This window comes from Pseudomonas resinovorans NBRC 106553, from assembly GCF_000412695.1.
In the GTDB taxonomy this organism is placed as follows: domain Bacteria; phylum Pseudomonadota; class Gammaproteobacteria; order Pseudomonadales; family Pseudomonadaceae; genus Metapseudomonas; species Metapseudomonas resinovorans_A.
The window spans coordinates 4,482,463-4,509,035 of the sequence record NC_021499.1; the positions used below are offsets into that span (position 1 = coordinate 4,482,463).

The following is a 26,573-nucleotide window of genomic DNA, read 5'->3' on the forward strand; positions in this document are numbered from 1 at the left end:
TCAGCGCTCCTGTGCCGTGCCGGAGGCTTGCGCGTCCTCCAGCTGGCGCAGGCGCGACTGCAGGTCGGCCAGTTGCCGCTGCAGGTCGGACTTCGGCACGCCGAAGCCCCAGCCACGGTCCTCGCGATACAACATCGCCCAGATCCACAGGAACGGCCACAGCGCATGGAGGGTGAACAGGCTCACCCAGCCGGCGGCGTGGATGGCGTCCTGGTGGGGGTGGTTGCGTTGCCTGGCGATTTCATAAGGGATGTCGTGCAGCACGATGATGCCGTAGAACAGCACCACCACGACGAAGCAAAGCACACCCAAGGCGAAGTAATCGAGCATCCCGTCACTGAGCATTTTCATTTCCTGATGGACGAAGGCAGGCCTCGGCACCCTGGCCGTCGACCGGTGCGGCGAGGTGTCCTGCAGAGGTGAATTGGCGCTCGCGCATCGTGCGCAAGCCAGAGGGCCGATCGGGGCCCATGGAAGCCCGCGTAACGCTCGGGCTGGGTGATCTTGTTGGAAGATCCGCTAGCGGAGCCGGATGGGATCACGCTCCGGCAGGGCGCAAAGCCTAGGGACAGGAGCCGGTGAAGACTTGGCATTTCACGACAAATAATTCGCTTTTCATGACAGCGCGATCCAGGTCCTTGCAACAAAAGGTGTCCTGGTCTTCGTCGCCGCCAGGTGGGGAGGAACGCCGGCGCCCCGCCTCCACGGGGCACCGGGTCGCTATGGCGTCAGACCACGCCGATGAAATCGCTTGCTGCCAGGGCGATATGCCCGACGAGGTCGATCTGGAAGTCGGCGGCGCTGTTGTTGTTCACGTTGCCCTCCACATAGGTGTGCTCGACACCGCCGACGTTGACGTAATGGAACTTCAGTTGGGCCTGTCCGTTGAATTCGTTGCCGGCACCGTTCCATAGGCCAAGGAAGCTGAAGTCCTGGTTGCCAGCATTGCCGGGGCCGGACTGCTGGGCGTCGATCGGCCCCAGGTCGATGCGGTCCTGCCCCTGCTGGAAGTCGTTGATCACGTCCCTGGTGGTATTGCCGGTTCCCGAATCCCCCAGCGCTGCGAAGACGAAGGTGTCGGCGCCGGCGCCGCCGGTGAGCAGGTCACGCCCCGCCCCGCCGGTGAGCCCGTTGGCCAGCGCATCGCCGGTGAGGCTGTCGGCCCCCGAACCGCCGATGAGGTTCTCGATGCCGCTGAGCAGGTCGTTGCCGATCTGGGTACTGCTGGCGGTGCCGGTGGCCAGGTTCACCACGGCGGCGGCACCGGTGGCGGAGAGGTCGTAGGTGTCCACGCCGCCACCGCCGGCGTAGGCATCGTTGCCGTCGGCCAGGCTGGCGACGAAGCGGTCGTTGCCCAGGCCACCGCTGGCGTTGTCGCTGCCGGAGCCGCCCACCAGGGTGTCGTTGCCGCCGGCGCCGGACAGGTTGTCGTTGCCGCCCAGGCCTTCCAGGCGGTTGTCCACGTTGTCGCCGGTGAGCTGGTTGGCGCCGCTGCCGCCCAGCACGTTCTCGATGCCGGTGAGCAGGTCGTTGCCGGTCTGCGCGCTGCCGGCGGTGCCGGCGGCCAGGTCGACGCTGGCGTTGGCGGTGGTGCCGGAGAGGTCGTAGGTGTCCACGCCGGCCCCACCATCGTAGTGGTCGTTGCCGTCGCCCACGGTGGCCACCAGGGTGTCGTTGCCGGCGCCGCCATCCACGGTGTCGTTGCCGGCCTGGCCGATCAGCCGGTTGTTGCCGGCGTTGCCCACCAGCAGGTTGTCCAGGGCGTTGCCCACGCCGTTGATGTTGCCGGTGCCGGTCAGAACCAGGTTCTCGACGTTGGCGGCCAGGTTGTAGCTGACCGAGGACTGCACGGTGTCGTTGCCGCCGTTCAGGGCCTCGATCACGCCGTCGCCGGTGCCGTTGACCACGTAGGTGTCGTTGCCGGCGCCGCCGGTCATGCTGTCGTTGCCGCTGCCGCCGTCGAGCAGGTCGCCGCCAGCGCCGCCATTGAGCACGTCATTGCCGGCGTAGCCGAGGATCACATCCTGGAACGCGGTGCCCACCAGGGCCGCGCGGTTGAGGAAGCCGCCCAGGCCGTTGTCGTTGAACGACGTGCCTTCGATGAAGCGCCCGACCGCCTCGGTGGGGTCGGAGTAGACCGTTTCCACGCTGCCGTGGTTGTCGGTGAAGGTGACCGCCACCCGCAACTGCTGGCCGACCTGCGTGGCCAGCGGCGCGTAGGTGGAGGTGGTCGCGCCGCTGATGGCCATCCACACCGCGCCCGAGAGTACCTGCCACTGGAAGCTGAACGCGCCAGCACCGGAGGGAATGCCATCGGCGTCCTGGATGGCAACGGTGCTGGCGGTCAGGCGGTATTGCGTCGGCAGTGGCCGACTGGGGGTGGAGGGGGCGGTGGCGAAGCCACTGACCAGCGGTTTGCCGCTGGCCGGCTGGTTGTGGGTGTCGAGGCTGACGGTGCGGTCGGCGAAGCGCACCTTGTCGATGCCCAGGAGGATGTCGGTGCCGTCCAGGTTCGCCGCGCCGACGCGGTTGTCGGTGATGCGGAAGCCACGGATCTCGTTGCTGCCGGGGTTGGTGTCGCTGATCAGGGCGATGCCGTAGTCGGCGAAGTTGCCGCTGTAGGCCGCCACGTCGGCGGCGCCATCGGCGGTGCCGCCGGCATGGTTGTCGCCGAGGACGAAGCCCGGACGGGCCGCCTGCAGGTCGGTGAAGTGCTGGGCGAAGCCCTGGCTGGCGAGCAGGTGGTTGAGGTCGGCCAGGCCTATGGAGTCGCCCACCAGCAGGTCGTTGCCGCCGTTGCCCCGGCTGACGTCATCGCCGCTGCCACCGATCAGCCAGTTCTCGGCGCCGTCGCCGATCAGGCCGGGCAACGGGTTGGCGACGTCGGCCGCATTCGGCCGGGCGTCGTTGAAACGCGAGCCCATCAGGCCTTCGATATTGGCCAGCAACGCGTTGAACGGCTGGAACAGCACACCGGTGCCGGGAGCGGCCACGATGTTCTGCTGGTTCAGGTCGGCGGCCGCATCGAGCTGGATGTTGACGTCGCTGAAGGCCGCGATGTCGAAGCCCACGTCGCCCAGCGCCTCGTCGCCGTCGCCCTGCCCCGGCGCGCCACCGATGCCCGGCAGGAGGATGTCGTCGCCCTCGCCGCCGAACAACTGGTCGCCGGTGGAGCCGCCGGACACGATGTCGTCGCCGGCCTCGGCGAAGAGGATGTCGGGGCCGTCGCCGCCGTAGATCTCGTCGCTGCCGTCGCCGCCATGGACGAGGTCGGTATCGCCACCGGCGTCGATGTAGTCGTTGCCGGCGCCGCCGTAGAGTTCGTCGATCCCGGCCTCGCCATACAGGTGGTCGTTGCCGTTGCCGCCGATGACGATGTCGATTGCCCCGGCGCTGGTGCCGGCGTAGACGATGTCGTCACCGTCGCCGCCATCGAGGAAGTCTTCGATGTCGCCGCCGTAGATCACGTCGTTGCCGGTGCCGCCGTAGATGTGGTCGGCGCCCGCCTTGCCGTCCAGCACGTCGTTGCCGCCTTCGCCGTAGAGTGTGTCGTCGCCGTCGCCGGCATCCAGCCAGTCGGCGTAGTCGGTCCCGGCCACCACTTCATGGGAGTTGTAGCCCACCGCCGCGGTGCCATCGGGGTTCTCGCCCTGGTCGGGGCGGTAGTCGCGGATGTAGGTGGTGCCGGCGTGGGTTTCCGGGTTGACCAGGTTCAGCAGCAGGCCGTTGCCACCGATGCCGCCGGCGCCACCGGTGGAGTACACGCCCACCTGGTGCTGCTCGATGAGCCGGCCGTACTTGTGCTCGCTCTTGTAGGCCGTGGCGGTGGCGCCGGAGTCCTGGTAGCTGAGCTCGATGTAGCTGTCCATGTAGCCGAACACGTCGCCGGCCAGGTGGCGGGCGTCGGTGGTGCGCTCGATGATGTCCTTGAACTGTTCGGTGACCACCTGCTCGTTGAGGTTGGTCATGCCCGGCAGGCCGAGGTCGAGGCGGAACAGGTAGTAGAAGCGGTCGCCATCCATCAGCCGTTCCATCTGGTCTTCGAAGATGGCGTTGAAGGTGGTGCCCAGTTGGCCGGTGTAGACGTGCTTCTCGGCCAGGCCGCCGATCCACAGGTCGATGCGGTTGAAGCCGTCGGAGCCCGCCACGTACTGGCCGTTCAGGTCGGCGGCGTTGGACAGGAAGCGGGCGGCGTCCTCGGCGCTGACCACGCCGCCGGACCAGGCGACATCGGTGCCCGTCTGGTCGGCGTCGATGATGGCCTGGGCGTGGACGACGTCGCCGTCGAAGGAGTAGGCGGCGATGAAGTTCACCAGGGATTCGGGGTGGATCATGTTGTTGGCGAAGTCGCTCCAGCTGGTGTAGGGCGTGAGCGCGTCGACGATCAGGTTGGTGTGGTGCTGGCTGCCCGCCGGGGTCTGCCGCTCGGCGATCAGCGCGTCATGGATCTGCTGGCGCGCGGCGTTGAGCGTGGGCAGGCCCAGGTCGCGGCCACGGGCGAGGTTGATGGTGGCCAGGTCCAGCGGCTGGCCCAGCAGGCCCTGCTGCAGGGCCGGGGTGACGAACTCGTCGATCTCGTTGCTGACCTGGCGGGTCATGCCCAGGGCGATGGCGGTGGGCCCTATGTCGGCATACCCCTGCGGGTCGAGGAAGGCTCGCTCCAGGGCGTAGCGGGTGATGGCCCCGGTCAGGTCGTAGGCGCCGCTGGCGTCGCGCTCCAGGGCGTCGATGGTTTCCCGCAATTGCGAGTGGCCGAAGCGGAAGGCCGCCTGGCCGTACTCCAGGGAGATGTTGGCGTTGATGCCCGAGTCGTAGGTAACGAACTCCGGCAGGTCAGGGGTGATCAGCCGCGCGTACTGGTCGATGGCGACGTGCTGGTACTCCATTTCCACGGCCAGCTTGGCAGCCTGGAACAGGTGGTCCTGGTTCCACGACAGGGTCAGGCCGTCCGCGAGCGTGTAGTTGCCGGCGGCGTCGGTGTAGAAGACGCCGGCGCCGTTGTCGACGCCCACCTGCCAGTTGTGCCGCACGCCCACGTCGGCCTGGAGGATCTCCCGCTGCAGGTTGATCAGCTGGACGTTGTGGTCCTCGTGGAACACGTGGTGGATGGCGGTGAGGCCGAAGTTCTCGTTGGCCCGGCCGTCACCGGCGATGTAGTGGTCGCCCACCGACTCCAGCAGCAGCTCGTTGGCCACGGCGTAGTCCGCGCTGCCGGGCGCGGCGAGGATGGAGAAGTTCGCCGGGTCGACCAGGTCGAACAGGGTCTTCACCGAGCCGTCCAGGTAGTGGATGGCGATGCCGTAGGGGTTGCCCGGGGCGAAGCTGACGCTGGCGATGTTGGCGTCCAGGCCGGCCAGGCGTGCCTGGTCGACGTGGGCGTCGTCGAAGTGCGGGTTCATGTCCAGCAGCAGCGCTTCGCGGGTGTAGACCGCCTGCACGCCGGCGCTGTTCGGGTCGGCGTCCAGCACGTGTCCCTGCTCGTCGCGCACACGGAAGTTGGCCAGGTCGTCCCAGGTCAGGTCGTCGCGCCCGGTGGCGACGATGTGCGCGCGCAGTTCGGCGAGGGTGGGCAGGGTCTGGTGGGTGAGCACGCCATCGAGGGTCCAGGCCGCCTCGTCGCTCAGGGTGGTGCCATCGAATAGCCGCGCGCCGGCCCGGTACTGGCCGGGGTGGCTCGGGTCCGCCACCCATTCGCGCAGCAGCTGGGTCACGGCGGCGTCGGAGCCATAGGTCTGGTTCTGGTCGATGTAGGGTGAATCCAGGTTGCGGTACTGCGGATTGCCGGCGGCATCCACGCTGCCGACGCTGGCGCGGTGGATGGTGATCGAGCGCACCGGCTGGCCGTCCGGGCCGATGGAGCCGTAGAGCGGGTCGTCGGGGGCCAGGGGAATGGTGATGGTGGCGGTCTGGCTGGGTTTGTCGATGAAGTCCAGGCCGTGGTCGAAGAACTGCCCGAACAGGGTGAACCAGCCGGTGGTCGAGGGGTCGCCGGACACGGTGTTGAGGTTGCGGATGAAGTACTGCCCGCTGTCCGGCGAGGTCGGGTCGGCCTCGCCCAGTTGGCCGAGCAGGCCCGGGTCGCTGACCACCGCCACGCCATTGGCGTCGTGGAGGATATGGCCCTGGGCGTCGCGGGCGAACACCACCCCGGCGCTGGCGATGGTCTGGCTGATCATGCGCGGGGTGTAGTCCACCACCGAGGCGGAAGGATCGGCATAGGGCGTGGCGTTGGCGATGTCGGCATCCGGATGGCTGGCCAGGTACTGCAGCCAGGCGGCGTTGTCGACGTTCTGCCGCACGTAGTGGCTGTAGTCGGGCAGGGTCAGGCGGATGAAGTCCTGGCCGAAGCTGCCCCAGGCGTGGCCGTCGTGGGTGAGGTTGTTGAAGTAGCCGGAGACGTTGCGCAGGCCGATGGGATCGCGGGCGCCGTTGTACCAGAGGCTCTCCCCGGCGGGCATGGCGAGGGGATCGAAGCTGCCGTCGGCGCCCAGCACATGGGTCGTGCCATCCGCTGCGATGTAGCCGAACAGCGCCGTGCCGTCGGTGTCGTACCCCACCACCCGCAGGGTCGGGAAGGCGACCTGCTGCAGCAGGAAGCTAATATCCTTCTGGTTGAGCGTGAAGCTTTTCAGGCTGTACATGGCGGTCTCCCGTGGCCCGTTGGGGCTTTTCCAAGGTCCTGGAGACAGCTTCGAGGAGTGCCGCACATGCCCACAGATGCAAAGGTCGAGTCCAATTCGCCGACCTTGGACCAGCGCCCGGACCCGACCTTGGTCGAGGGGGAACCTGGACCAAGGTCGGACGAGCCAGACGCCTGGTGGCGCCGGGTACTGCGCCTGGGCCGCCGGCTCAAGCGCTCGACCCAGTTCGTCATCGCCGCCAGCCTGATCCTCGGCCTGACCATGACCCTGGTGGGCAACCTGGTGAGCCAGCGTATCGAGCGCGCCGCCGTGCAGTCGGCGGCGCAGGCCGGCGCCGTCTACATGGAGAGCTTCCTCGAGCCCTTCGTCCAGGAACTCGCGCGAACCCACGACATCCCGCCGGAAAGCGCGGCGGCCATCGACCGGTTGATCACCAACACCGGGCTCAACCGCCACGTGGCCTCGGTGAAGATCTGGCGCCCGGACGGCACCGTGATCTACAGCACCGACAAGTCGGTGATCCTGCGCAAGTTCCCCACCGACGAAATCGACGAGGCGCTCAAGGGCCATATCGTCACCGACCTGGAAGACCTGGTGCAGGAAGAGAACGTCTTCGAACGCAACCTCAACGTGCCGCTCTACGAGATCTACGCGCCCCTGCGGGAGACCGGCAGCGGCAAGGTGGTGGCGGTGGGCGAGTTCTACGAGCGCGCCGACCGGCTGGAGAAGGATATCCACACCGTGCGCCTGCAGGTGTGGACCGTCATGGGGACCGCCACCCTGGCCATGCTCGGGCTGCTGTTCTTCGTGGTACGCCAGGGCGAGCGGATCATCGAGCGCCAGGAGGTGGCGCTCAAGCAGCGCATGGCCGAACAGCTCCGGCTGCACGCCGACAACGCCCAATTGCAGCGGCGCATCGCCACCGCCAACCAGGAGTTCGCGCGCATCAGCGAGCTGACCCTCAGGCGGCTCGGCGCCGACCTGCATGACGGGCCGGCCCAACTGCTTACCCTGATCCTGGTCCGCCTGGACGAACTGGCGCAGCTGCGCGAGCGTCTGGTGGAACTGGGTGAGCCGGTGGAGGGCGACGCCCTGGAGACCATCCGCAGCGCCGGCCAGGACGCCCTGCGCGAGGTCCGCGACATTTCCCGTGGGCTGGCGGTGCCGGAAATCAGCGAGATGGGGCCGGAACAGGTGCTGCGGCTGCTGGTGCAGCGCCACGAACAGCGCACCGACACCCAGGTCGAGCTGGCCCTCGGACCCTTGCCGGCGCAGGCCAGCATGTCACTGAAGATCTGCCTCTACCGCTTCGCCCAGGAGGCCCTGAACAATGCCGTGCTGCACGCGCGGGGTGCCGGCCAGCGGCTCGACGCCGGGGTGCGCGACGGGCTGCTGGAAGTGTCGGTGCGAGACAGTGGCGACGGCTTCGACCCCACCCGCCAGGAAATCGCCGGCGATGGCCGTCGGCGCCTCGGCCTGGCGGGGATGCGCTACCGGGTGGAAGCCCTGGGCGGACAGTTCGACATCGATTCGGCGGCGGGCACCGGCACCCGCGTCACGGCGCGTTTTCCCATCGAAGGCCCGTTCGCCTGAGGCGGCCGCTCAGGGCGCCCCGCCCTCCCACTGGCGGCGGACGGCGGTGACTGCCTCCACGCGGTTGCGCGCGTGCAGCTTCTGCATGACGTTGGTCATGTAGTACTTCACGGTCTTCTCGCTCAGGCACAGCTTGTCGGCCACCTCGCGGTTGGTCAGGCCGTTGGCCACCTCGCGGATGATCTGCTCTTCCCGGTGGGTCAGCTCGATGCGGTGGCGAGCGACCTCCTGTTGCCGGCGCATGCGTCCCAGCAGGCGGCTGGCGAAGGCCGGGGTGATGAAGCTCTGTCCCTGGGCCACCGTGCGGATCGCCTGGACCAGCTCCGGTCCGCTGACCCCCTTGAGCACATAGCCGCAGGCACCGGCCTCCAGCGCCGCGTAGGCGTCGTCCTCGCTTTCCGAGACGGTCAGCATCAGCACCCGGACACCTTCGGCCTCGCGGGTGATGCGACGGATAGCGGCGAAACAGTCGCCGGGCATGTTGACGTCCATCAGCAGCACATCGGGCCGGTGGTCCAGGGCGATGGCCAACGCGTCTTCGGCACAGTCGCCCTGCTCCACCACCTGGAAGTCCGCAACGCGCCTGAGGGCGGCGGCCACCCCCTGCCGCAGCAACGGGTGGTCATCGACAATGCCGATCCTGATCATGTCGTCCACGACAAGGTGCTCCCCGACACAAGAGTAAGCTTCCCACCCGGCGGCAGCCTGTCGATGGGGGAAGATCGCCGGGCGACGCCACGGGAAGCGGCGCGCCCGGCATAAGCAGAGTTTTAGCAGGGCCGGAAGGAATCGCGCCGCTGCAAGGATAATCCCCCGCCGAGTGTGTGGTTTTGTCGACCGGGCGGTAGACTGTGGGGCAATCCGCCGGCCAGACGACGAATGCCTGTTCGCGCCCGGCCATACAACTGGTAAAACTGCTCGCGTAGCCGCCGATGAGCCCAGCGCCCTCCATGCACGGCCCCGACCTCGCCCTTCAGAGCCTTCACTACCCGCCGCTGCTCGAACAGCCGACGCACCTCACCCGCGCGGAACTGCTCGCCTCCCTGGAAAACACCATGGCCCGCCATCAGGGCGGCCCGGTCTGGCTGTTCGCCTATGGTTCGCTGATCTGGCGGCCGGAATGCCCCACGGTGGAAACCCGCCGCGCCCGCGTCCACGGCTATCACCGGGGGCTCTACCTGTGGTCGCTGATCCATCGCGGCACCCCGCAGACGCCGGGCCTGGTGCTCGGCCTGGACCGGGGCGGCTCCTGCGCCGGCTTCGCCTATCGGCTGCCGGAGGAACAGCTGGAAGAGCACCTGTTCGCCCTCTGGCAACGGGAAATGCCCGATGCGGCCTACCAGCCGAAATGGCTCAGCTGCCAGCTGGAAGGCGGGCCCCGGGTACAGGCCCTGGGCTTCGTGCTGCGGCGCGACTTCTGCGGCTACGCCGGCGCCCTGCCGGACCACGTGCTGCGCCAGGTGTTCGACAGCGCCAGCGGCCACTACGGCAGCACCCGCGACTACGTGGAGAAGACCGCGAGCATCCTGCGCGCCCACGCCATGCCCGATCGCAAGCTGGAAGAGGCCCTGGTGCGCTGCTGCAAGCAGGGCGCGCTGAGCTTCAGCTAAGGCGTCTAGACCGCGCCATTGCGACGCGGCGAGGGCTGGCGCCCATACGAGCCCTACCTATCAAGACGAAAATTCGCACATCTGTCCTGCCTTGAACCCCTACAAAGGGTCTGGGTAATTTCTCGGCGCTCCTAACTTCGCCTTTCCTCCGCATCCGAGGGACCCACGGCATGACCACTTCCAACCGCTTCCCCACCCTCAACGACTTCAACGACGACGTCCTGGACGTCCACGGTGGCTCCAGCCACACGGACTGCCAGCGCCTGGGCGATTACCGGCTCGTGCAGGTTTCCTGCCTGATCGAACGCCTGCGCCTGGAACAGGAAGCCGGCGCCGCCGGCCGAATACGCCAGGAGGCCCTGCTGTCAGGAATGGAGGCCCTGCTGATGGACGCCTACCTGATGTACACCCGCGCCCACCACCAGTGCGGCGGCAAGGCCTGAGCGTCTCCACGCGACACACCGCGGGCAGCCGATACCCATCAGCTTCCACGGGCAGCATGGGTATCGCTTCGCTCAACCAATCCTACAGCTACCTGATGTACACCCGTGCCCACCACCAGTGAGCTTTTCATCACGAGCACCGCAGGCGGCCATCCGCACGGCCTGCTTGCAGTAGGAGCGAATTCATTCGCGAAGGGCCGCGCAGCGGCCCGTTCCCCCAGCCGCACCGAACGTTCCCTCAGCCCCGCCGGACGCTCCCGCAGCCCCTGATCGCGATTGAAATCGCTCCTACAGAAGCCGATCCGCCACCTTTCCCCTCACCCCAGCCCGATTTCCACCACATCCCCGGCCAGCCGCACCGGCCAGACCCGCAGCCGCTGCTCCGGGTACTCCAGGCAGGTGCCGTCTTCCAGCCGGTAGTGCTGCTTGTACAGCGGCGAGGCGATCACCAGGCTGCCCCCCAGGTGACCGACTATGCCCCGGCCGATGACGTTGGCGTCGGCCAGCGGATCGTGGTTATCCACCGCGAACAGTTGCCGCCCCTCCTGCTCGCCAGGCAGGTAGAAGAGCGCCACCTGGGCCCCCTCCATCCAGGCCACCACGCCCGAGTTGGGCACCAGGTCCTGGCGCGCGCAGAGGCTCTGCCAGCATTCGGAAACTTCGACGGTTTGCAGGTTAGGGCGGGCCATCAGACCACCTCCTCGGCTAGGGGGATCAGGGTGAGCTCGGCCGTCTTCGCCGGACGGATCTGCCCACGTTCGTTGACGAAATGGATATCCGGATCGCCGCGACCGTCGTTGACGAAGGTGCGGAAGCGCTTGAGCTTCTCCGGGTCGTTGACGGTGTTGGCCCACTCGCATTCGTAGCGGTCAACCACCAGTTGCATCTGTGCTTCGAGTTCATCGCCCAGCCCCAGGCTGTCGTCGATGATCACCGCCTTGAGGTAGTCCAGGCCGCCCTCCAGGCTCTCGCGCCAGACCGAGGTGCGCTGCAGCTTGTCGGCGGTGCGGATGTAGAGCATCAGGAAGCGGTCGATGTAGCGGATCAGGGTCTGGTCATCGAGGTCGGTGGCGAACAGTTCGGCGTGGCGCGGGCGCATGCCGCCGTTGCCGCAGACGTAGAGGTTCCAGCCCTTCTCGGTGGCGATCACGCCCACGTCCTTGCTCTGCGCCTCGGCGCATTCGCGGGTGCAGCCGGAGACCGCGAACTTCAGCTTGTGCGGCGAGCGCAGGCCCTTGTAGCGGTGCTCGATGTCCAGGGCCATCTTCACGCTGTCCTGCACGCCGTAGCGGCACCAGGTGCTGCCGACGCAGGACTTCACCGTGCGGGTGGACTTGCCGTAGGCGTGGCCGGTTTCGAAGCCGGCTTCGATCAGCTCGCCCCAGATATCCGGTAGCTCGTGGAGCTGGGCGCCGAACAGGTCGATGCGCTGGCCGCCGGTGATCTTGGTGTAGAGGTTGTACTTCTTCGCGACCTCGCCGATGGCGATCAGGCCCTCCGGGGTGATCTCGCCGCCGGGGATGCGCGGCACCACCGAGTAGGTGCCGTTCTTCTGCATATTGGCCATGAAGGTGTCGTTGGTGTCCTGCAACGGCACAAGCCAGGGGTTCTGGATCGGGCGGTTCCAGCAGGAGGCGAGGATGGAGCCGATGGCCGGCTTGCAGATCTCGCACCCCACATGGCCACGGCCATGCTTGGCGAGCATTTCCTCGAAGGTCTCGATGCCTTCCACGCGCACCAGGGTGTAGAGCTCCTGGCGGGTGTGGGCGAAGTGCTCGCAGAGGCTCTTGTCCACCGCCACGCCACGGGCCGACAGCTCGTGCTCCACCACCTGCTTGAGCAGCGCCGCGCAGCCGCCGCAGCCGGTGGCCGCGCGGGTAGCACACTTGACCCCGGCGAGATCGGTGCAGCCACCGTCGATGGCGGAGCAGATGGCGCCCTTGCTGACGTTGTGGCAGGAGCACACGGTGGCTGTGGCCGGCAGCGCGTCGGCGCCCAGGGCCGGTGCGCCCTCGCCCGCAGGCAGGATCAGGCTGGACGGGTCGGCCGGAAGCTTGATGCCGTTCTGCACGTACTGCAGCAGGGTGTCGTAGTAGCTGTTGTCGCCCACCAGCACGGCGCCCAGGGCCTGCTTGCCGTCGGCCGACACCACCAGGCGGCGGTAGCTGGAGGTGGCTTCGTCGATGAAGCGGTAGCTGCGCGCGCCCGGCAGCGCGCCGTGGGCGTCGCCGATGGAGCCCACGTCCACCCCCAGCAGCTTCAGCTTGGTGGACATGTCGGCGCCGAGGAAGGGGGCGGCCTCGTCGCCACAGAGTTGCGTGGCGACGCTGCGGGCCATCTGGTAGCCGGGGGCGACCAGGCCGAAGATGCCGCCGTTCCACGCGGCGCATTCGCCAATGGCGTAGATGTCGGCATCGGAGGTCAGGCACTGGCCGTCGATGGCCACACCACCGCGCGGGCCCAGCTCCAGGCCACACTGGCGGGCCAGGGCGTCCTGGGGGCGGATGCCGGCGGAGAAGACGATCAGGTCGGTTTCGAGGAAGTCCTCGCCGGCGAAGTTCATCCGGTAGCGGTACTCGTCACCGGCGCTGATGGACTGGGTGGCCTTGGACAGGTGCACGCCCACGCCCAGCCCCTCGATGCGCGCCTTGAGGGCCTGGCCGCCCTGGTCGTCGAGCTGCACCGGCATCAGGCGCGGAGCGAACTCCACCACATGGGCGTCGAGGCCGAGGGATTTGAGTGCATTGGCCGCTTCCAGGCCGAGCAAGCCGCCCCCCACCACCACGCCCCTGCGGGCGTTGGCGGAAGCGGCGCGGATGGTGTCGAGATCGGCCAGGGTGCGGTAGACCAGGCGCGAGTCACCCTCGGCGCCTTCGATGGGCGGCACGAAGGGGTAGGACCCGGTGGCCAGCACCAGCTTGGCGTAGGCCAGGCTGCCGTTGGCGGTGATCACTTCACGGCGTTCGCGGTCGATCTCCAGTACCGCTACGCCCAGGTGCAGGGTCACGCCGGGGGTCTGGTAGAGGCTGGCCTCGCCGAGGGCCAGGGATTCGGCATCGCGGCCGCCGAAGTACTCCGACAGGTGCACACGGTCATAGGCCCGCAGCGGCTCTTCGCTGAAGACCTCGATGCGATAGCGGTCCAGCGCGCCGCGTTCGATCAATTGCTCGACGCAGTGGTGGCCGACCATGCCGTTGCCGATGACGACCAGCGTTTGCACATCAGAAGTTGAAGTGTTCATAGATAGCACCCGGCCCAAGCCAATCACGTTTTTCGGGGGCAAAAAAAAAGCGCCTGGGACTTATCGTCCCAGGCGCCTTTGCCTGTTCGTTCATGGGTGTCGCCGGGCCACGCTGCCTGACGCACCTGTCAGCCCGGGAGCGATCGCCATTGATCTGCCGGGCCGCCCACCACACGCTTTGCGATGGGCCTGGTCCTGCCTATGCAGTGCCTGTGCCAGATCGCTGAAACGGCGATCCCCGTCAATCCTGGACCTTGACCAAAGCCCGAATCTACGCGGCCTGCGGCCATCCTTGCGGCTCCAGCGAGCAGCATCGGGCAGCCTGGTTTCGACAGCACCGGCAAGAACCAAAACAGTGCGACCACGCCCCCGGCGCCCCAACCTGAAGCCGGGATGGGGCAGCACCAACACCACCCGAAAATCCCCGCAAGTGCCGCCACGCCGTGGCTTCGCGGTCATCCCGCAGGACTTGGCATGTGCCTTGCGATGACACCGCCAAGGCAATCAATGCCGATTGCCCTACCCCACGACAAAGGCGCCGTGTCTCCCCCGTTTCGACGGAGGGTGGCATGGCGCTTTTTCGTTTCCGGGCAAGGAACGGATATGGCGAACAAGACTGTACGAAGCGTGTGTCCCTATTGCGGCGTCGGCTGCGGCATCGTCATGGAGGTGGCCGGCAACCGCGTGGTCAAGGTCACCGGCGACAAGGCCCACCCGAGCAATTTCGGCCGCCTCTGCACCAAGGGCAACACCTGCGCCCAGCCCCTGGCCGACTCCGGGCGCATGGAGCATGCCTACCTGCGCCATGCGCGCAGCCGCGACCCGGTGCGCACCGGCATCGACCAGGCCATCGCGGATACCGCCGCGCGCCTGCGCGGGCTGCTCGACAGCCACGGCCCGGACGCCATCTCCCTGTACGTATCCGGACAGATGTCCCTGGAGGCCCAATACCTGGCCAACAAGCTGGCCAAGGGGTTCATCGGCACCCGCCATATAGAGTCGAACTCGCGCCTGTGCATGGCCAGCGCCGGCAGCGGCTACAAGCTGTCCCTGGGTTCCGATGGCCCGCCCGGCTCCTACCAGGACTTCGACCGGGCCGACCTGTTCCTGGTGACCGGCGCGAACATGGCCGACTGTCACCCGATCCTCTTCCTGCGCATGCTGGACCGGGTCAAGGCCGGGGCGAAGCTGATAGTGGTGGACCCGCGCCGCACCGCCACCGCCGACAAGGCCAGCCTCTTTCTACCGATCAAGCCGGGCACCGACCTTGCCCTGCTCAACGGCCTGCTGCACCTGCTGCATGCCAATGGCCACACCGACCCGGCCTTCATCGCCGCCCACACCCAGGGTTGGGAGGCCATGCCGGAGTTCCTCGCCGACTACAGCCCGGAGCGGGTCGCCGCCATCACCGGTCTCTCCGAAGCGGACATCCGCCAGGCCGCCCAGTGGATAGGCGAAGCCCGCGACTGGATGAGCTGCTGGACCATGGGGCTGAACCAGAGCACCCACGGCACCTGGAACAGCAACGCCCTATGCAACCTGCACCTGGCCACCGGTGCCATCTGCCGCCCCGGCAGCGGGCCCTTCTCCCTCACCGGCCAGCCCAACGCCATGGGCGGCCGCGAAATGGGCTACATGGGCCCCGGCCTGCCCGGCCAGCGCTCGCTGCTGGTGGAGGCCGACCGCCACTTCATCGAAGACCTGTGGCAGCGCCCCCGTGGCAGCCTGCGCGCGGAAGGCGGCAACGGCACCCTGGCCATGTTCGAGGCCATGACGGCGGGCGAGATCAAGGCCTGCTGGGTCATCTGCACCAACCCGGTGGCCACCCTGCCCAACCGGCGCACGGCCATCGAGGGCCTGCAGGCCGCCGAACTGGTGATCACCCAGGACGCCTTCCTCGACACCGAAACCAACCGCTACGCCGACATCCTCCTGCCCGGCGCCCTCTGGGCCGAGGCCGAGGGGGTGATGATCAACTCCGAGCGCAATCTCACCCTCACCCAGAAGGCCGTGGACGCTCCCGGCGACAGCCTGCCGGACTGGCAGATCATCGCCCGCGTGGCCTGCGCCATGGGCTTCGCCGAGGCCTTCAGCTATGCCAGCGCCTCCGAGGTGTTCGAGGAGATCAAGCAGGCCTGGAACCCCGCCACCGGCTACGACATCCGTGGCGCCAGCTTCGAGCTGCTGCGCCAGGGTCCGCTGCAATGGCCCTGCCCGCCGGGCAGCCCGGCCAACGCACGCAATCCCATCCGCTACCTCAACGACGGCGTCAGCCAGGCGCTGAAACTCGCCGACGACGGTAGCCGCCCGGCCATCGCCTTCGCCACCGCCAGCGGCAAGGGCCAGTTCTTCGCCCGTCCGCACATGGCCCCGGCGGAGATGCCCGACGACGCCTTCCCCCTGGTGCTCAACACCGGCCGCGTGCAGCACCAGTGGCACACCCTGACCAAGACCGGCAAGGTGGCCACCCTGAACAAGCTCAACCCCGGCGCCTTCCTGGAAGTCCACCCGGCGGACGCCAAGCGCCTGGGCATCCTCGACAAGGGCCAGGTGGAAGTGCGCTCGCGGCGCGGCCGCGCGGTGCTGCCGGCGCAGGTGACCGACCGCGTGCAGCCGGGCACCTGCTTCGCGCCCTTCCACTGGAACGACCGCTATGGCGAGGACCTGGCGATCAACGCGGTCACCAGCGACGCCATCGACCCCATCTCGCTGCAGCCGGAGTTCAAGCACAGCGCCGTCGCGCTGGCGCCCGTGGCCCCGGCCAGCCCCCAGCTCATCCCCTTGGTAGAAGTCGAGTCGGTGGTGGCCAGCGCCACCGGTTCTTCGGAGGAACTCGCCGACATGCCGATCAATGCCTTCGCCCGTCTGCTGAACCTCGACGCCAGCGCCGACCTCAGCCTGGCCCCCAGCGAGCAGCGCTACCTGCAGGGTTACCTGCTCGGCCTGCGCAGCGTGGAAAGCCACAAGCAGGGCGGCGTGCCCACCCTGCCGGCCAGCGCGCCGCTGGCCCCGGATACCCGCCTGCTGCTGGACGGTCTGCTCGCCGGGCTGTTCTCCCGCAGCTGGGAGGCCCCCCTGGCCGCGCCGACATCCCCAGTGGCAAAGCCCCTGCTGGTGCTCTGGTGCTCGCAAACCGGCAACGCGGAAAGCTTCGCCGCCGTCTGCGCCGATACCCTCAAGGCCAGTGGCCGCGCCGTGGCGGTGCGTTCGATGGACGGCGTGCAGCCCGCCGAGCTGGCGGGCGCCGGCAGCGCCTTGCTGATCGCCAGCACCTTTGGCGACGGCGATCCGTCGGACAATGGTGCGTCACTCTGGAGCGCCCTCTGCGCGGACGACGCCCCTTCCCTCGCCGGCCTGGACTTCGCCGTGCTGGCCATGGGCGACTCCAACTACGACCAGTTCTGCGGTTTCGGCCGCAAGCTCGACGCCCGCCTGGAAGCCCTCGGTGCCCGGCGCCTGGCGCCACGGGTGGACTGCGAGCCGGACTTCGATGAACCGGCGCGGGCCTGGCTGGCGGCTGTGAGCCAAGCCTTGGTCGGCGCGCCCATGGAGCAGCCGGAAGCGGCGACCGTCGATGCTGCCGCCGAGGCGCCGGCCTACAGCCGCCAGCGCCCGCTGGCCAGCCGCCTGCTGCGCAACCCGGTGCTGAATGCGCCCGGCTCCGACAAGGAGACCCGGCAGATCGTCCTCGACCTCAAGGGCAGCGGCTTGCGCTACCAGGCCGGCGACGCCCTGGGCGTGTGGCCGAGCAATTGCCCGTCGCTGGTGGACGAACTGCTGGCGGCACTGGAACTGGACGGTGAACAACCGGTGGCGGTGAAGGACCAGGGCAGCCTGCCGCTCGCCAGCGCCCTGGGCCGGCACTTCGAAATCGCCAAGATCACCCCCGAGCTGCTGCGCTTCGTCGCCGAACGCTCGGGCAGCGCGGAACTCGCGCGCCTGTTGGAGCCGTCGAACAAGGCCGAACTGGAGCACTGGCTCTGGGGCAAACAGCTGGCCGACCTGCTGCGCGCCTACCCGATCCGGGCCGGCGCCGAGGAACTGCTGGGCCGGCTCAAACGCCTGCAGCCGCGACTCTACTCCATCGCGTCCAGCCCCCTGGCCAGCCCGGAGGAAGTCCACCTGACCGTGTCCACAGTCCGCTATGGGTGCGACGAGCGCGACCGCGCCGGCGTCTGCTCGGCCTTTCTCGCCGACCGCGCAGAACAGGGCGAAGTGCCGATCTTCATCCAGAAATCCGCACACTTCCGCGTGCCGGCCGACCCCGAGCGGCCAATGATCATGGTCGGTCCGGGCACCGGTATCGCGCCCTTCCGCGCCTTCCTCCAGGAACGCGAAGCGGCCGGCGCCACGGGCCGCAACTGGCTGTTCTTCGGCGAACAGCGGCAAGCCTCGGATTTCTACTACCGCGAAGAACTGGAAGCCTGGCAGGCCTCCGGCCACCTGCAACGGCTGGATACCGCCTTCTCCCGCGACCAGGCGGAGAAGGTCTACGTGCAGCAGCGCATGCTCGAACAAGGCGCCGAGCTCTGGCGCTGGCTGGAAGCCGGCGCGCACTTCTACGTCTGCGGCGACGCCAGCCGCATGGCCAGGGACGTGGACGCCGCCCTCAAGGCGGTGGTGCGCGAACATGGCGGCATGAGCGCGGCGCAGGCCGAGGCCTATGTCGGGGCAATGGCGCGGGACAAACGCTACGTGCGGGATGTGTATTGAGGCACTGGTGATTTGTAGCCCGGATGAAATCCGGGGGCGGTGGTGGGTTCTCCCCGGATTCCATCCGGGCTAGGGCACTACGGCACTGGTAGGAGAAGTCCGAAGCGTCCGTCAGCCCAGGATTGCCAGCGCAAGACGCAACACATAAGATGCAAATCCTTCTCAAATGCATCTGAATCCCAAGCCTGGCGTATCCCCGTGATGTCGACCCCTTCCTACCAGCGGCAAGTCCAGCTGTATTACCTCGATAACCACGGATGGATCCGCGCCTGGCTCCAGCGTAAGCTCGGCAATGCCCAGGATGCGGCGGACCTGGCCCATGACGTGTTCGTGCGCCTGCTCGCCAAACCCCGCACCTTCGACAGCGACAGCCATGCCCGCGCCTACCTGAGCGGCATGTCACGCAATGTCTGCGTGGACTTCTGGCGGCGGCGCCAGGTGGAACAGGCCTGGCTCGATGTGTTGGCCAGCCGCCCGGAAGACTTCGCGCCCTCGGAAGAACACCGCGCCATGGTCCTCGAAGCCCTGCAGCAGGTTCACACCATGCTTTGCCGCCTGCCGGAGAAAGTGGCCGAAGCCTTCCTGCTGGCGCAGCTCCATGGCCTGGGCAACAAGGCCATCGCCGAGCGCCTGGGGGTGTCCGAACGCAGCGTGACGCGTTACCTGAGCGATGCGATGTACCAGTGCCTGCTGCTGGAAGCCGAACTCGACGAGGCGCTGGTCTGACGCCATGTCCGCCGCCAAGCCCGATCACCTCTCCCTGCAACAGGCCGCCCACTGGTACGCACGCCTGCGCGCCGACCCCAGCGACCCGCACACCCGCCAGGAATGGCAGCAGTGGCACGGGCAAAGCGATGTACATCGCCAGGCCTGGCTCTACGTCGAGCGCATCAGCCAACGCTTCGAGCCGCTCCAGGCCGATGGCGAGGGTGCCCTGCAGACCCTGCGCGGCGCACGCCGCTCGCTGGATTCGCGGCGCCAGGTGCTGCGCGGCCTGGCGACGCTTTCCGGCGTCGCCCTGCTGGGCTGGCTCGGCTGGCGCCACGGCGGCCTGCCCGACCTGATCGCGGCCTGGCGCGCTGACTACCACAGCGCTGTCGGGGAAGTGCGTGAAGTGCAGCTGGTCGACGGAACCCGTGTCTGGCTGAACAGCGGCTCGGCCCTGAACGTCGACTACCGCGACGATATGCGCCTGCTGCGGCTGATCCAGGGCGAGGTGCTGATCGAAACCGCCCAGGACCCCCGCCCGCTGCTGGTGGAAACCCTCGAGGGCAACCTGCGCCCCCTCGGCACCCGCTTCAGCGTGCTGCAACAGGACGGGCGCACGCGCCTCAGCGTGTTCGCGGGCTCCGTGCAGGCCCGCAGCCGCCACAGCGCCGCCACGGCCATCGCCCGCGCCGGCCAGCAGCTGGACTTCGACGACCAGGCCATCGGCGCCCCGTCAGCGGTAGCCCAGGCGCGGCAGAGCTGGAGCAAGGGTGTGCTGCTGGCCGACGACATGCCCCTCGGGGCCTTCGTCCAGGAACTCGCCCACTATCGCCACGGCCACCTCGCGGTGGCGCCGGAAGTGGCGGACCTGCGCGTGGTGGGCAGCTATCCGCTGCACGACAGCGACCAGGCCCTGGCGATGCTCGAAGGCGTGCTGCCGATCCGCGTCAAACGCCTCCTGCCCTGGTGGGTCACGCTGGAGCCGCGCTGACCCACAGCCCCCGATTCGCCCCGCCCCACGAGCCGGGGCGAGCGCCCAAAAAATCAAATAAAAAAAATTCCCATTCGCGTGTCCGTTTTCCGCGACTCAACCGAATTACTGGTGACAACGGCATTCAGCCCTCACGAATTCACAGGACACCCAGCATGTCACCACGCTTCAACCGCCTTACCGCCCGGCCCCTGGCGCTGGCCATCGGCCTGGCCCTCGGCACCGTCAGCACGCTGGCCGGCAACCTCGCCCTGGCCGCCGAGCAGCAACTGCCCAGCTTCGACATTCCGGCGGGCCCCCTGGCGAGCCAGCTCAACCTGTTCGCCGCCCAGACCGGCCTCTACCTGGCCGGCAACGGCGCCCTGACCGCCGGCAAGACCAGCCAGCCGCTGCACGGCAGCTACAGCCAGGACCAGGCCCTGCAGATCCTGCTGGGCGGCAGCGGCCTGGTGGCCGTGCCCATGGGCGGCGGGCATTACGAACTGCAGGAGGCACCGGAGGCCGGCAGCGCCCTGGAGCTGACCACCCTGAGCATTTCCGGCAAGGCGCCGGGCTCCATCACCGAGGGCACCGGTTCCTACACCACCTATGCCTCCAGCAGCTCCACGCGGCTCAACCTCACCCCGCGGGAAACGCCGCAAGCGGTCACCGTGCTGACCCGCCAGCGCATCCTCGACCAGCGGCTGACCAACCTCACCGACGCCATGGAGGCCACCTCCGGCATCACCGTGGTGCGCAACGGCCTCGGCGCCGACTCCGACAGCTACTGGTCGCGCGGCTTCCAGATCAACAACTTCGAGGTGGACGGCGTGCCCACCTCGCCGCGCCTGGACAACTACACCCAGAGCACCGCGATCTACGACCGCATCGAGGTGGTGCGCGGCGCCACCGGCCTGATCAGCGGCATGGGTAACCCGGCCGCCACGGTCAACCTGATCCGCAAGCGGCCCACCTTCGAACCGCAGGTCAGCCTCAGCGCCGAGGCCGGCAGCTGGGACCGCTACGGCACCGGCGTGGACGTGTCCGGCCGGCTCAACGACAGCGGCAACGTCCGCGGCCGCCTGGTGCTCGACTACAAGGACCAGAAGGCCTGGATCGACCGCTTCGAGCAGCAGACCGGCCTGGTCTACGGCATCACCGAGTTCGACCTCAGCGAATACACCCTGCTCACCCTGGGCTTCAGCTACCTGAAGACCAACACCGATTCGCCCATGCGCGGCGGCTTCCCGCTGTACTTCAGCAATGGCCAGAAGACCAATATGTCGCGCTCGGCCAACACCGCGCCGGACTGGTCCTTCTACGACCACGAGCAGAGCAACGTCTTCGCCTCCATCGAGCAGCAGTTCGACAACGGCTGGAGCGGCAAGGTGGAAGTCGGGCATACCGAGAACGAGTACGACGCGGTGGTCACCTACCTGTCCGGCGATATCGACCAGGCCACCGGCGCTGGCGGCGTCCTGATGCCCACCAAGTGGGCCGGCGCGCCGACCCAGGACAACCTCGACGCCTATGCCACCGGTCCCTTCCAGTTGCTCGGCCGTGAGCACGAGCTGATCACCGGCGTCACCCTGTCGCGCCTCCGTGAGATGGACAACCCGGACTACGGCGGCTGGCTCGGTTCCTGGTCGACGCCGCCCTACGACGGCACCATCGACAGCATCTTCAACTGGAATGGCAGCGCCAATGTCCCGACCTTCAACAAGGTGGGCGAGAGCAGCGTCAAGGAAGACCAGTACGCGGCCTACCTGACCACCCGCCTGCACCTGACCGACAGCACCAGCCTGATCCTCGGCAGCCGCGTGGTGGACTGGAAGCGCACCAACGAATCGCTCACCTACCCCGACACCCGCAGCAAAGTGAAGGAGAAGGAATCCGGCGTCACCATCCCCTATGCCGGCGTGGTCCAGGACCTGGACGAGAACTGGGCGGTGTACGCCAGCTACACCAAGATCTTCAACCCGCAGGGCTTCTGGGTGCGCGACGCCGACAACGGCACCCTGCCGCCGGAGGAAGGCACCGGTTACGAGGTGGGCCTGAAGGGCAGCTTCTTCGAGGAACGCCTGAACTCCAGCCTGTCGCTGTACAAGACCGAGCAGGAGAACCTGGCGATCTGGGACGGCATCGCCTACGCCTCCGAGGAAAGCGCCACCAGCAAGGGCGTGGAACTGGAGCTCAACGGCGAGTTGCAGGAAGGCTGGCAGATCGCGGCGGGCTACGCCTACAACGTCACCGAGGGCGCCGACGGCGATCGCATCCGCACCTTCGTGCCGCGCCACAGCGCCAAGGCCTTCACCACCTATCGCCTGCCCGGCGACCTGGACAAGCTGACCGTCGGCGGCGGTTTCAACTGGCAGAGCAAGTACGGCGACGACCTGCGCTACTACACCCAGGACAGCTACGCCGTGTTCAACCTGATGGCGCGCTACGACATCAGCGAGAACCTCACGGCGACGGTCAACCTGGACAACCTGTTCGACAAGGAATACTTCAGCAGCGCCAACACCACTGGCATGTACGGCGCGCCACGCAACGTCATGACCACCCTGAGGTACAGCTACTGAAACCCGCACCGCCCGGCGCCTGGCCGGGCGGACTCCCGCCAGGCAATCTACTGGTTGAACTGCCCGTCGTTGCGCTGGAAGTGCAGCAGCGAGCCCTTGTAGGCGTCGCCATTACCCAGCAGGCAATCCGCCCGGCTGCGGCTTCCCTCGAAATCCCGCTCGGCCATCTCCTTGCAGAACGAGGATCGGTTCGGGCGGTTCGGGTCAACGATCAGCACATCCACCAGGTCCGCCGAATGGCGGTCGATGAAGGCGGCCAGCACCTCCGGCTGGCCATGCTCGTAGATCACGTCGCTACCGATGATCAGGTCGAAAACCCCCAGGTCGTCATTGAGAATGGCCCAGTCCGCCGACTCGTACTTGAGCGGGCCGAGATCGTTCAGACGCAGGTTTTCATCGAGAAAGCTCGGACTCAAGGGATGGAAGTCGCTGGCGGTGATGTCTCCGCCACGCCGGTGCACCACCAGGCTCGCCAGCGCCAGGCCAGCACCCAGTTCCAGCACACGCTTGCCTTCGAGATCCATCGTCAGCATGGCATTGGCCAGCACCTGGCTCGATGGCCAGAGCTGACCGAACAAGGGCCAGGTCTCGGGGGAAATCCCCAGTCGCTCCGCCACCAGTTCGGGGTCGTGATATTGCTGAAGATCGAGCAGAGAACGGATATGGAAATCCATAGTGCCTATGGATATATCCTGATATTTCACCTGATAGCCAGGCATGCGGAACTCTCCGGATTAGTGGGGCGAAGCCGCCAGGAGAGCTGCGCTGGATATTCATTGATGAAATATCGACAACGCCAGGGGGGCGATGAACAACGAACTACTCTGTGAAAACAATCAATTGACGGAGTATTCGAAGTTTTCAATACGCAAAAACAAAAAGGCCTCGCTAATGCGAGGCCTTTTTTATCGCTTAAAGTCTCAGGAAACCTGGACTTTATCCGCCTGCAGGCCTTTCTGGCCACGGACGACTTCGAAAGTGACCTGCTGGCCTTCGCTCAGGCTCTTGAAGCCGGCGCTTTCGATGGAGCGGTAGTGAACGAACAGGTCAGCGCCTTCTGCGGGAGTGATGAAGCCGAAGCCTTTTTCATCGTTGAACCACTTGACGGTACCGGATTGACGATTGGACATTTTATATCTCCAAGATAAAACAAAATAATCCTGAAATTAATTCAGGGGATACTGAGTTGCGAATGTGTAACGAATCCAGGAGATGAAACGATAGTCAATCAGAGCATCGAGCCAAGTATCGCAGAGACAATTGCAGAACAGTGGGGGGACTATACGCGGTTCGCCTGGGAAGTACAGGCTTATTTTCAGCGATTAATTTTCAATGCCTGAATACGCTTGCTATTCATGCAGTTAGCCGGGATATGCAGAAATATGCACAGGCGGGATGCCAGAGTGCCACCAGCTCCCGCCCTGCCCCACCTTACTCCGCGCCCATGAGCTCCAGGATTCGCGCATGCAGGCGTGGATCGCCACAGGCGATGACATCGCCACCGTTCTGCGCGTCGCCACCGTCCCAGCGGGTCACCACGCCACCGGCACCCTGGATGATCGGCATCAGCGCCTGGATGTCGTAGGGTTTGAGGCCCGGATCGAGGACCACGTCCACCAGCCCCAGGGCGAGCATGCAGTAGGCGTAGCAATCCCCGCTGTAGCGCACCAGGCGCACTTCCTTGGCCAGCTTGTCGAACAGGTCGCTGTAAGGCGGCTGCTGGAAATGCTCGGGGCTGGTCACCATCAGGGTGGCGTCCGTCAGCTTGCCGCAGGCGCGGGTCTGGATCGGCCGGCCGTTGAGGGAAGCGCTGCTGCCATCGCCGACGAAGCGCTCGCGGGTGAAGGGCTGGTCCATCATGCCCAGCACCGGGCGGGTACCGTCGTTGAGGGCAATCAGGGTGCCCCAGAGCGGGATGCCGCTGATGAAGGAGCGGGTGCCGTCCACCGGGTCCAGCACCCAGGTCCAGGGTTCCTCGCCGGCAATGTTCTCTTCTTCCTCGCCCAGCACGCCGTGGCCGGGAAAGCGCTCGCCGATCAGGGCGCGCATGGCCCGCTCGGCGCCCTTGTCGGCCAGGGTCACGGGGTCGAAGCGCTCCGCCTCCTTGTTCTCCACCTCCAGCGGCAGGCGGAAGTAGGTCAAGGTGACCCGAGCGGCGGCATCGGCCAGCTCTTCGGCGAATTCCAGGTACTCGGGTGGCAGGGTCTGGTCGTTCATGGGGACTCCGGTCTACAAGCCAATCTGCTGAATTGCAGCATAGGTCAGGTACCCAGGCTGCCGGCGAAGCGCCGGCAGCCTGGCGCCGGAAGTTTACAGCGAGTTAGTCGGTGTCCGCTCTCGGCTGCATCGCCGTCCGGGGATCAGCCCTGCCGTGCGAGGTATTCGTCGGTGGAAATCACCGAGGCGTAGCCGAAGCCAAGGGCGGCCATGAAGGCGGCGTGGACCTGCTCGGCGGGTACGACCTTGCCGTTGAACTCCAGGTCCCGCGAGGCACAGGCATCGTGGATCACCGTGGCGTCGTAGCCGAAGTCCACGGCGGCGCGAGTGATGCCGTCGACGCACATGTGGCTCATGTTGCCGACGATGGTGACCTTCTCCACGCCGTTGCGTTCGAGCACGGCCTTGAGGTCGGTTTCCCGGAAGGAGTTGATGAAGTTCTTCAGCACCACGTGCTCGTCGGGGGTGTTCTTCACCTTGTCGTGCAGCTGCGCGCCTTCGGAGCCGGGGCGGAAGAAGGGGGCATCCTGGGTGGGGAACTCATGGCGGATATGCACCACCAGGTCACCGGTATTGCGCGCATCGGCGATCAGCCGGGCGGCGTTGTCGGCTGCGGCGTCGACGCCGTGCAGGGTCCAGCGGCCGCCGGGGAAATAGTCATTCTGGATGTCGACTACGATCAGGGCTTGCTTGCTCATGCTGTTCACCTCGGGTTGTTGTGGTGGTGGAACCTGGGGCCTAAGGTGAACCTCGCGGCGCCGGTTGAGGATCGGCGCGACCGACAAAATCGCAGGAAAAACTGACAATGACGACCCAGCTCGAGATCGGCCTGCTGCTCTATCCCGGTGCCCAACTGGCGGCGGCCCATGGCCTTTCCGACCTCTTCATGGTGGCCAACCGCATGGCCGCCGAGCGCGCCGGCGCGGACTTGCCGGTGCTGCGCGTGCGCCACTGGGCCGCGGGCGAGGATGGTGAAATAGGCTGCACCCTGGACAGCCATCCGGGCACCGACAGCCGTCCCACGGTGGTGGTGCTGCCGCCCTGCCTCGGCTCGCTGCCATCCTCCGAGGCACTGCAGCCCTTCGCCGATTGGCTGCACCGCCAGCATGCGACGGGCGCCACCCTGAGTTCGGTGTGCGCGGGCGCCTACCTGCTGGCCCAGACCGGCCTGCTCAAGGGCCGGGTGCTGACCACCCACTGGAGCCTGGCCAAGGACCTCGGCGAGCGCTTTCCCGACCTCCGGGTGGACGCCGACAAGCTGGTGGTGGACGACGGCGACATCATCACCGCCGGCGGCGTGATGGCCTGGACCGACCTCGGCCTGGCCCTGGTGGACCGCCTGCTGGGGCCGACCATCGCCGCGGAAACCGCGCGCTTCCTGGTGCTCGACCTGACCCGCCACTCCCAGCAGTACTTCCGCAGCTTCACCCCTACCCTCACCCACGGCGACGCGTCGGTGCTCAAGGTCCAGCACTGGCTGCAACGCGAGGACGCGCGCAACGTCGACCTCGCCACCATGGCCGCCCAGGCCGGGCTCGGCGAACGCACCTTCCTGCGGCGCTTCCAGCAGGCCACCGGCATGCGTCCCACCGAATACTGCCAGCAGCTGCGCGCCGCCAAGGCCCGCGAACTGCTGGAGCTGACCAACCGTTCGGTGGACCAGATCGCCTGGGAAGTCGGCTACCAGGACCCGGCGGCCTTTCGCAAGGTGTTCAACAAGATGGTCGGGCTATCGCCCACGGACTACCGGCGACGCTTCGGCCAACGTAGCGCGGAGCGGGGATGACGCCCCAACGGCATCTACGTCAGCTGTTGTGTAGGAGCGAATTCATTCGCGAAAGGAGCGCGTAGCGCT

17 protein-coding genes are annotated in these 26,573 nt (G+C 67.1%); 8 read left to right on the forward strand and 9 right to left on the reverse strand.

Translation table 11 applies throughout. The features are described 5' to 3' along the window. Both PCA10_RS20275 and PCA10_RS20280 read right to left on the reverse strand, forming a co-directional pair. A complete protein-coding gene (locus tag PCA10_RS20275; RefSeq protein WP_041770872.1) occupies positions 1-330 on the reverse strand; it encodes a DUF3302 domain-containing protein in 330 nt (109 codons plus the stop codon). 398 nt (positions 331-728) lie between these two features. Next, complete coding sequence (locus PCA10_RS20280; RefSeq protein ID WP_016493949.1) at positions 729-6,641, reverse strand: peroxidase family protein; 5,913 nt, start codon at positions 6,639-6,641, stop codon at positions 729-731. A gap of 66 nt (positions 6,642-6,707) precedes the next feature. Here PCA10_RS20280 and PCA10_RS20285 point away from each other — a divergent pair, with 66 nt between their 5' ends. Beyond that, entirely contained in the window at positions 6,708-8,234 is a 1,527-nt protein-coding gene (locus PCA10_RS20285) for a sensor histidine kinase (RefSeq protein WP_016493950.1), read from the forward strand. 9 nt (positions 8,235-8,243) lie between these two features. On the opposite strand, the gene PCA10_RS20290 is transcribed toward PCA10_RS20285, so the two are convergent. Further along, a complete protein-coding gene (locus PCA10_RS20290; RefSeq protein ID WP_016493951.1) occupies positions 8,244-8,891 on the reverse strand; it encodes a response regulator in 648 nt (215 codons plus the stop codon). Between the two features lie 293 nt (positions 8,892-9,184). Between PCA10_RS20290 and PCA10_RS20295 the strand changes: the two genes are divergently transcribed. Both PCA10_RS20295 and PCA10_RS20300 read left to right on the forward strand, forming a co-directional pair. After that, entirely contained in the window at positions 9,185-9,844 is a 660-nt protein-coding gene (locus tag PCA10_RS20295) for a gamma-glutamylcyclotransferase (protein WP_016493952.1), read from the forward strand. Between the two features lie 170 nt (positions 9,845-10,014). Continuing rightward, the gene (locus tag PCA10_RS20300; protein WP_016493953.1) at positions 10,015-10,287 is read left to right on the forward strand and encodes a hypothetical protein; all 273 of its coding nucleotides are present in this window, start codon (positions 10,015-10,017) and stop codon (positions 10,285-10,287) included. Positions 10,288-10,604: 317 nt separating this feature from the next. On the opposite strand, the gene nirD is transcribed toward PCA10_RS20300, so the two are convergent. After that, on the reverse strand, positions 10,605-10,976 hold the full coding sequence (gene nirD, locus PCA10_RS20305; protein WP_016493954.1) for a nitrite reductase small subunit NirD: 372 nt from the start codon (positions 10,974-10,976) through the stop codon (positions 10,605-10,607). Further along, entirely contained in the window at positions 10,976-13,528 is a 2,553-nt protein-coding gene (nirB, locus tag PCA10_RS20310; RefSeq protein ID WP_016493955.1) for a nitrite reductase large subunit NirB, read from the reverse strand. Before nirB ends, nirD begins: the two co-directional genes overlap by 1 nt. A 603-nt stretch (positions 13,529-14,131) precedes the next feature. Here nirB and PCA10_RS20315 point away from each other — a divergent pair. The 4 genes from PCA10_RS20315 to PCA10_RS20330 all read left to right on the forward strand — a co-directional run bounded on the left by PCA10_RS20315 (position 14,132) and on the right by PCA10_RS20330 (position 22,501). Continuing rightward, the gene (locus PCA10_RS20315) at positions 14,132-18,241 is read left to right on the forward strand and encodes a sulfite reductase subunit alpha (protein WP_016493956.1); all 4,110 of its coding nucleotides are present in this window, start codon (positions 14,132-14,134) and stop codon (positions 18,239-18,241) included. A gap of 201 nt (positions 18,242-18,442) precedes the next feature. Further along, entirely contained in the window at positions 18,443-18,967 is a 525-nt protein-coding gene (locus tag PCA10_RS20320; protein WP_016493957.1) for a sigma-70 family RNA polymerase sigma factor, read from the forward strand. 4 nt (positions 18,968-18,971) lie between these two features. Then, on the forward strand, positions 18,972-19,940 hold the full coding sequence (locus tag PCA10_RS20325) for a FecR domain-containing protein (RefSeq protein ID WP_016493958.1): 969 nt from the start codon (positions 18,972-18,974) through the stop codon (positions 19,938-19,940). Positions 19,941-20,095: 155 nt separating this feature from the next. Beyond that, the gene (locus tag PCA10_RS20330; RefSeq protein WP_016493959.1) at positions 20,096-22,501 is read left to right on the forward strand and encodes a TonB-dependent siderophore receptor; all 2,406 of its coding nucleotides are present in this window, start codon (positions 20,096-20,098) and stop codon (positions 22,499-22,501) included. A 47-nt stretch (positions 22,502-22,548) separates the two neighbouring features. Here PCA10_RS20330 and PCA10_RS20335 read toward each other — a convergent pair whose 3' ends face one another. The 4 genes from PCA10_RS20335 to PCA10_RS20350 form a co-directional block, all read right to left on the reverse strand. Further along, positions 22,549-23,175, reverse strand: a complete 627-nt coding sequence (locus PCA10_RS20335) for a class I SAM-dependent methyltransferase (RefSeq protein WP_016493960.1) — start codon at positions 23,173-23,175, stop codon at positions 22,549-22,551. Between the two features lie 246 nt (positions 23,176-23,421). Next, positions 23,422-23,631: a cold-shock protein gene (locus tag PCA10_RS20340; RefSeq protein WP_016493961.1), complete on the reverse strand. Its 210-nt coding sequence runs from the start codon at positions 23,629-23,631 to the stop codon at positions 23,422-23,424. 301 nt (positions 23,632-23,932) lie between these two features. Next, positions 23,933-24,718, reverse strand: coding sequence for a histidinol-phosphatase (gene hisN / locus PCA10_RS20345; protein WP_016493962.1), 786 nt, complete (start codon positions 24,716-24,718; stop codon positions 23,933-23,935). A 143-nt stretch (positions 24,719-24,861) separates the two neighbouring features. After that, entirely contained in the window at positions 24,862-25,416 is a 555-nt protein-coding gene (locus PCA10_RS20350) for a cysteine hydrolase family protein (protein WP_016493963.1), read from the reverse strand. 107 nt (positions 25,417-25,523) lie between these two features. Here PCA10_RS20350 and PCA10_RS20355 point away from each other — a divergent pair, with 107 nt between their 5' ends. Further along, a complete protein-coding gene (locus PCA10_RS20355; RefSeq protein WP_016493964.1) occupies positions 25,524-26,504 on the forward strand; it encodes a GlxA family transcriptional regulator in 981 nt (326 codons plus the stop codon). Positions 26,505-26,573 lie beyond the last annotated feature (69 nt).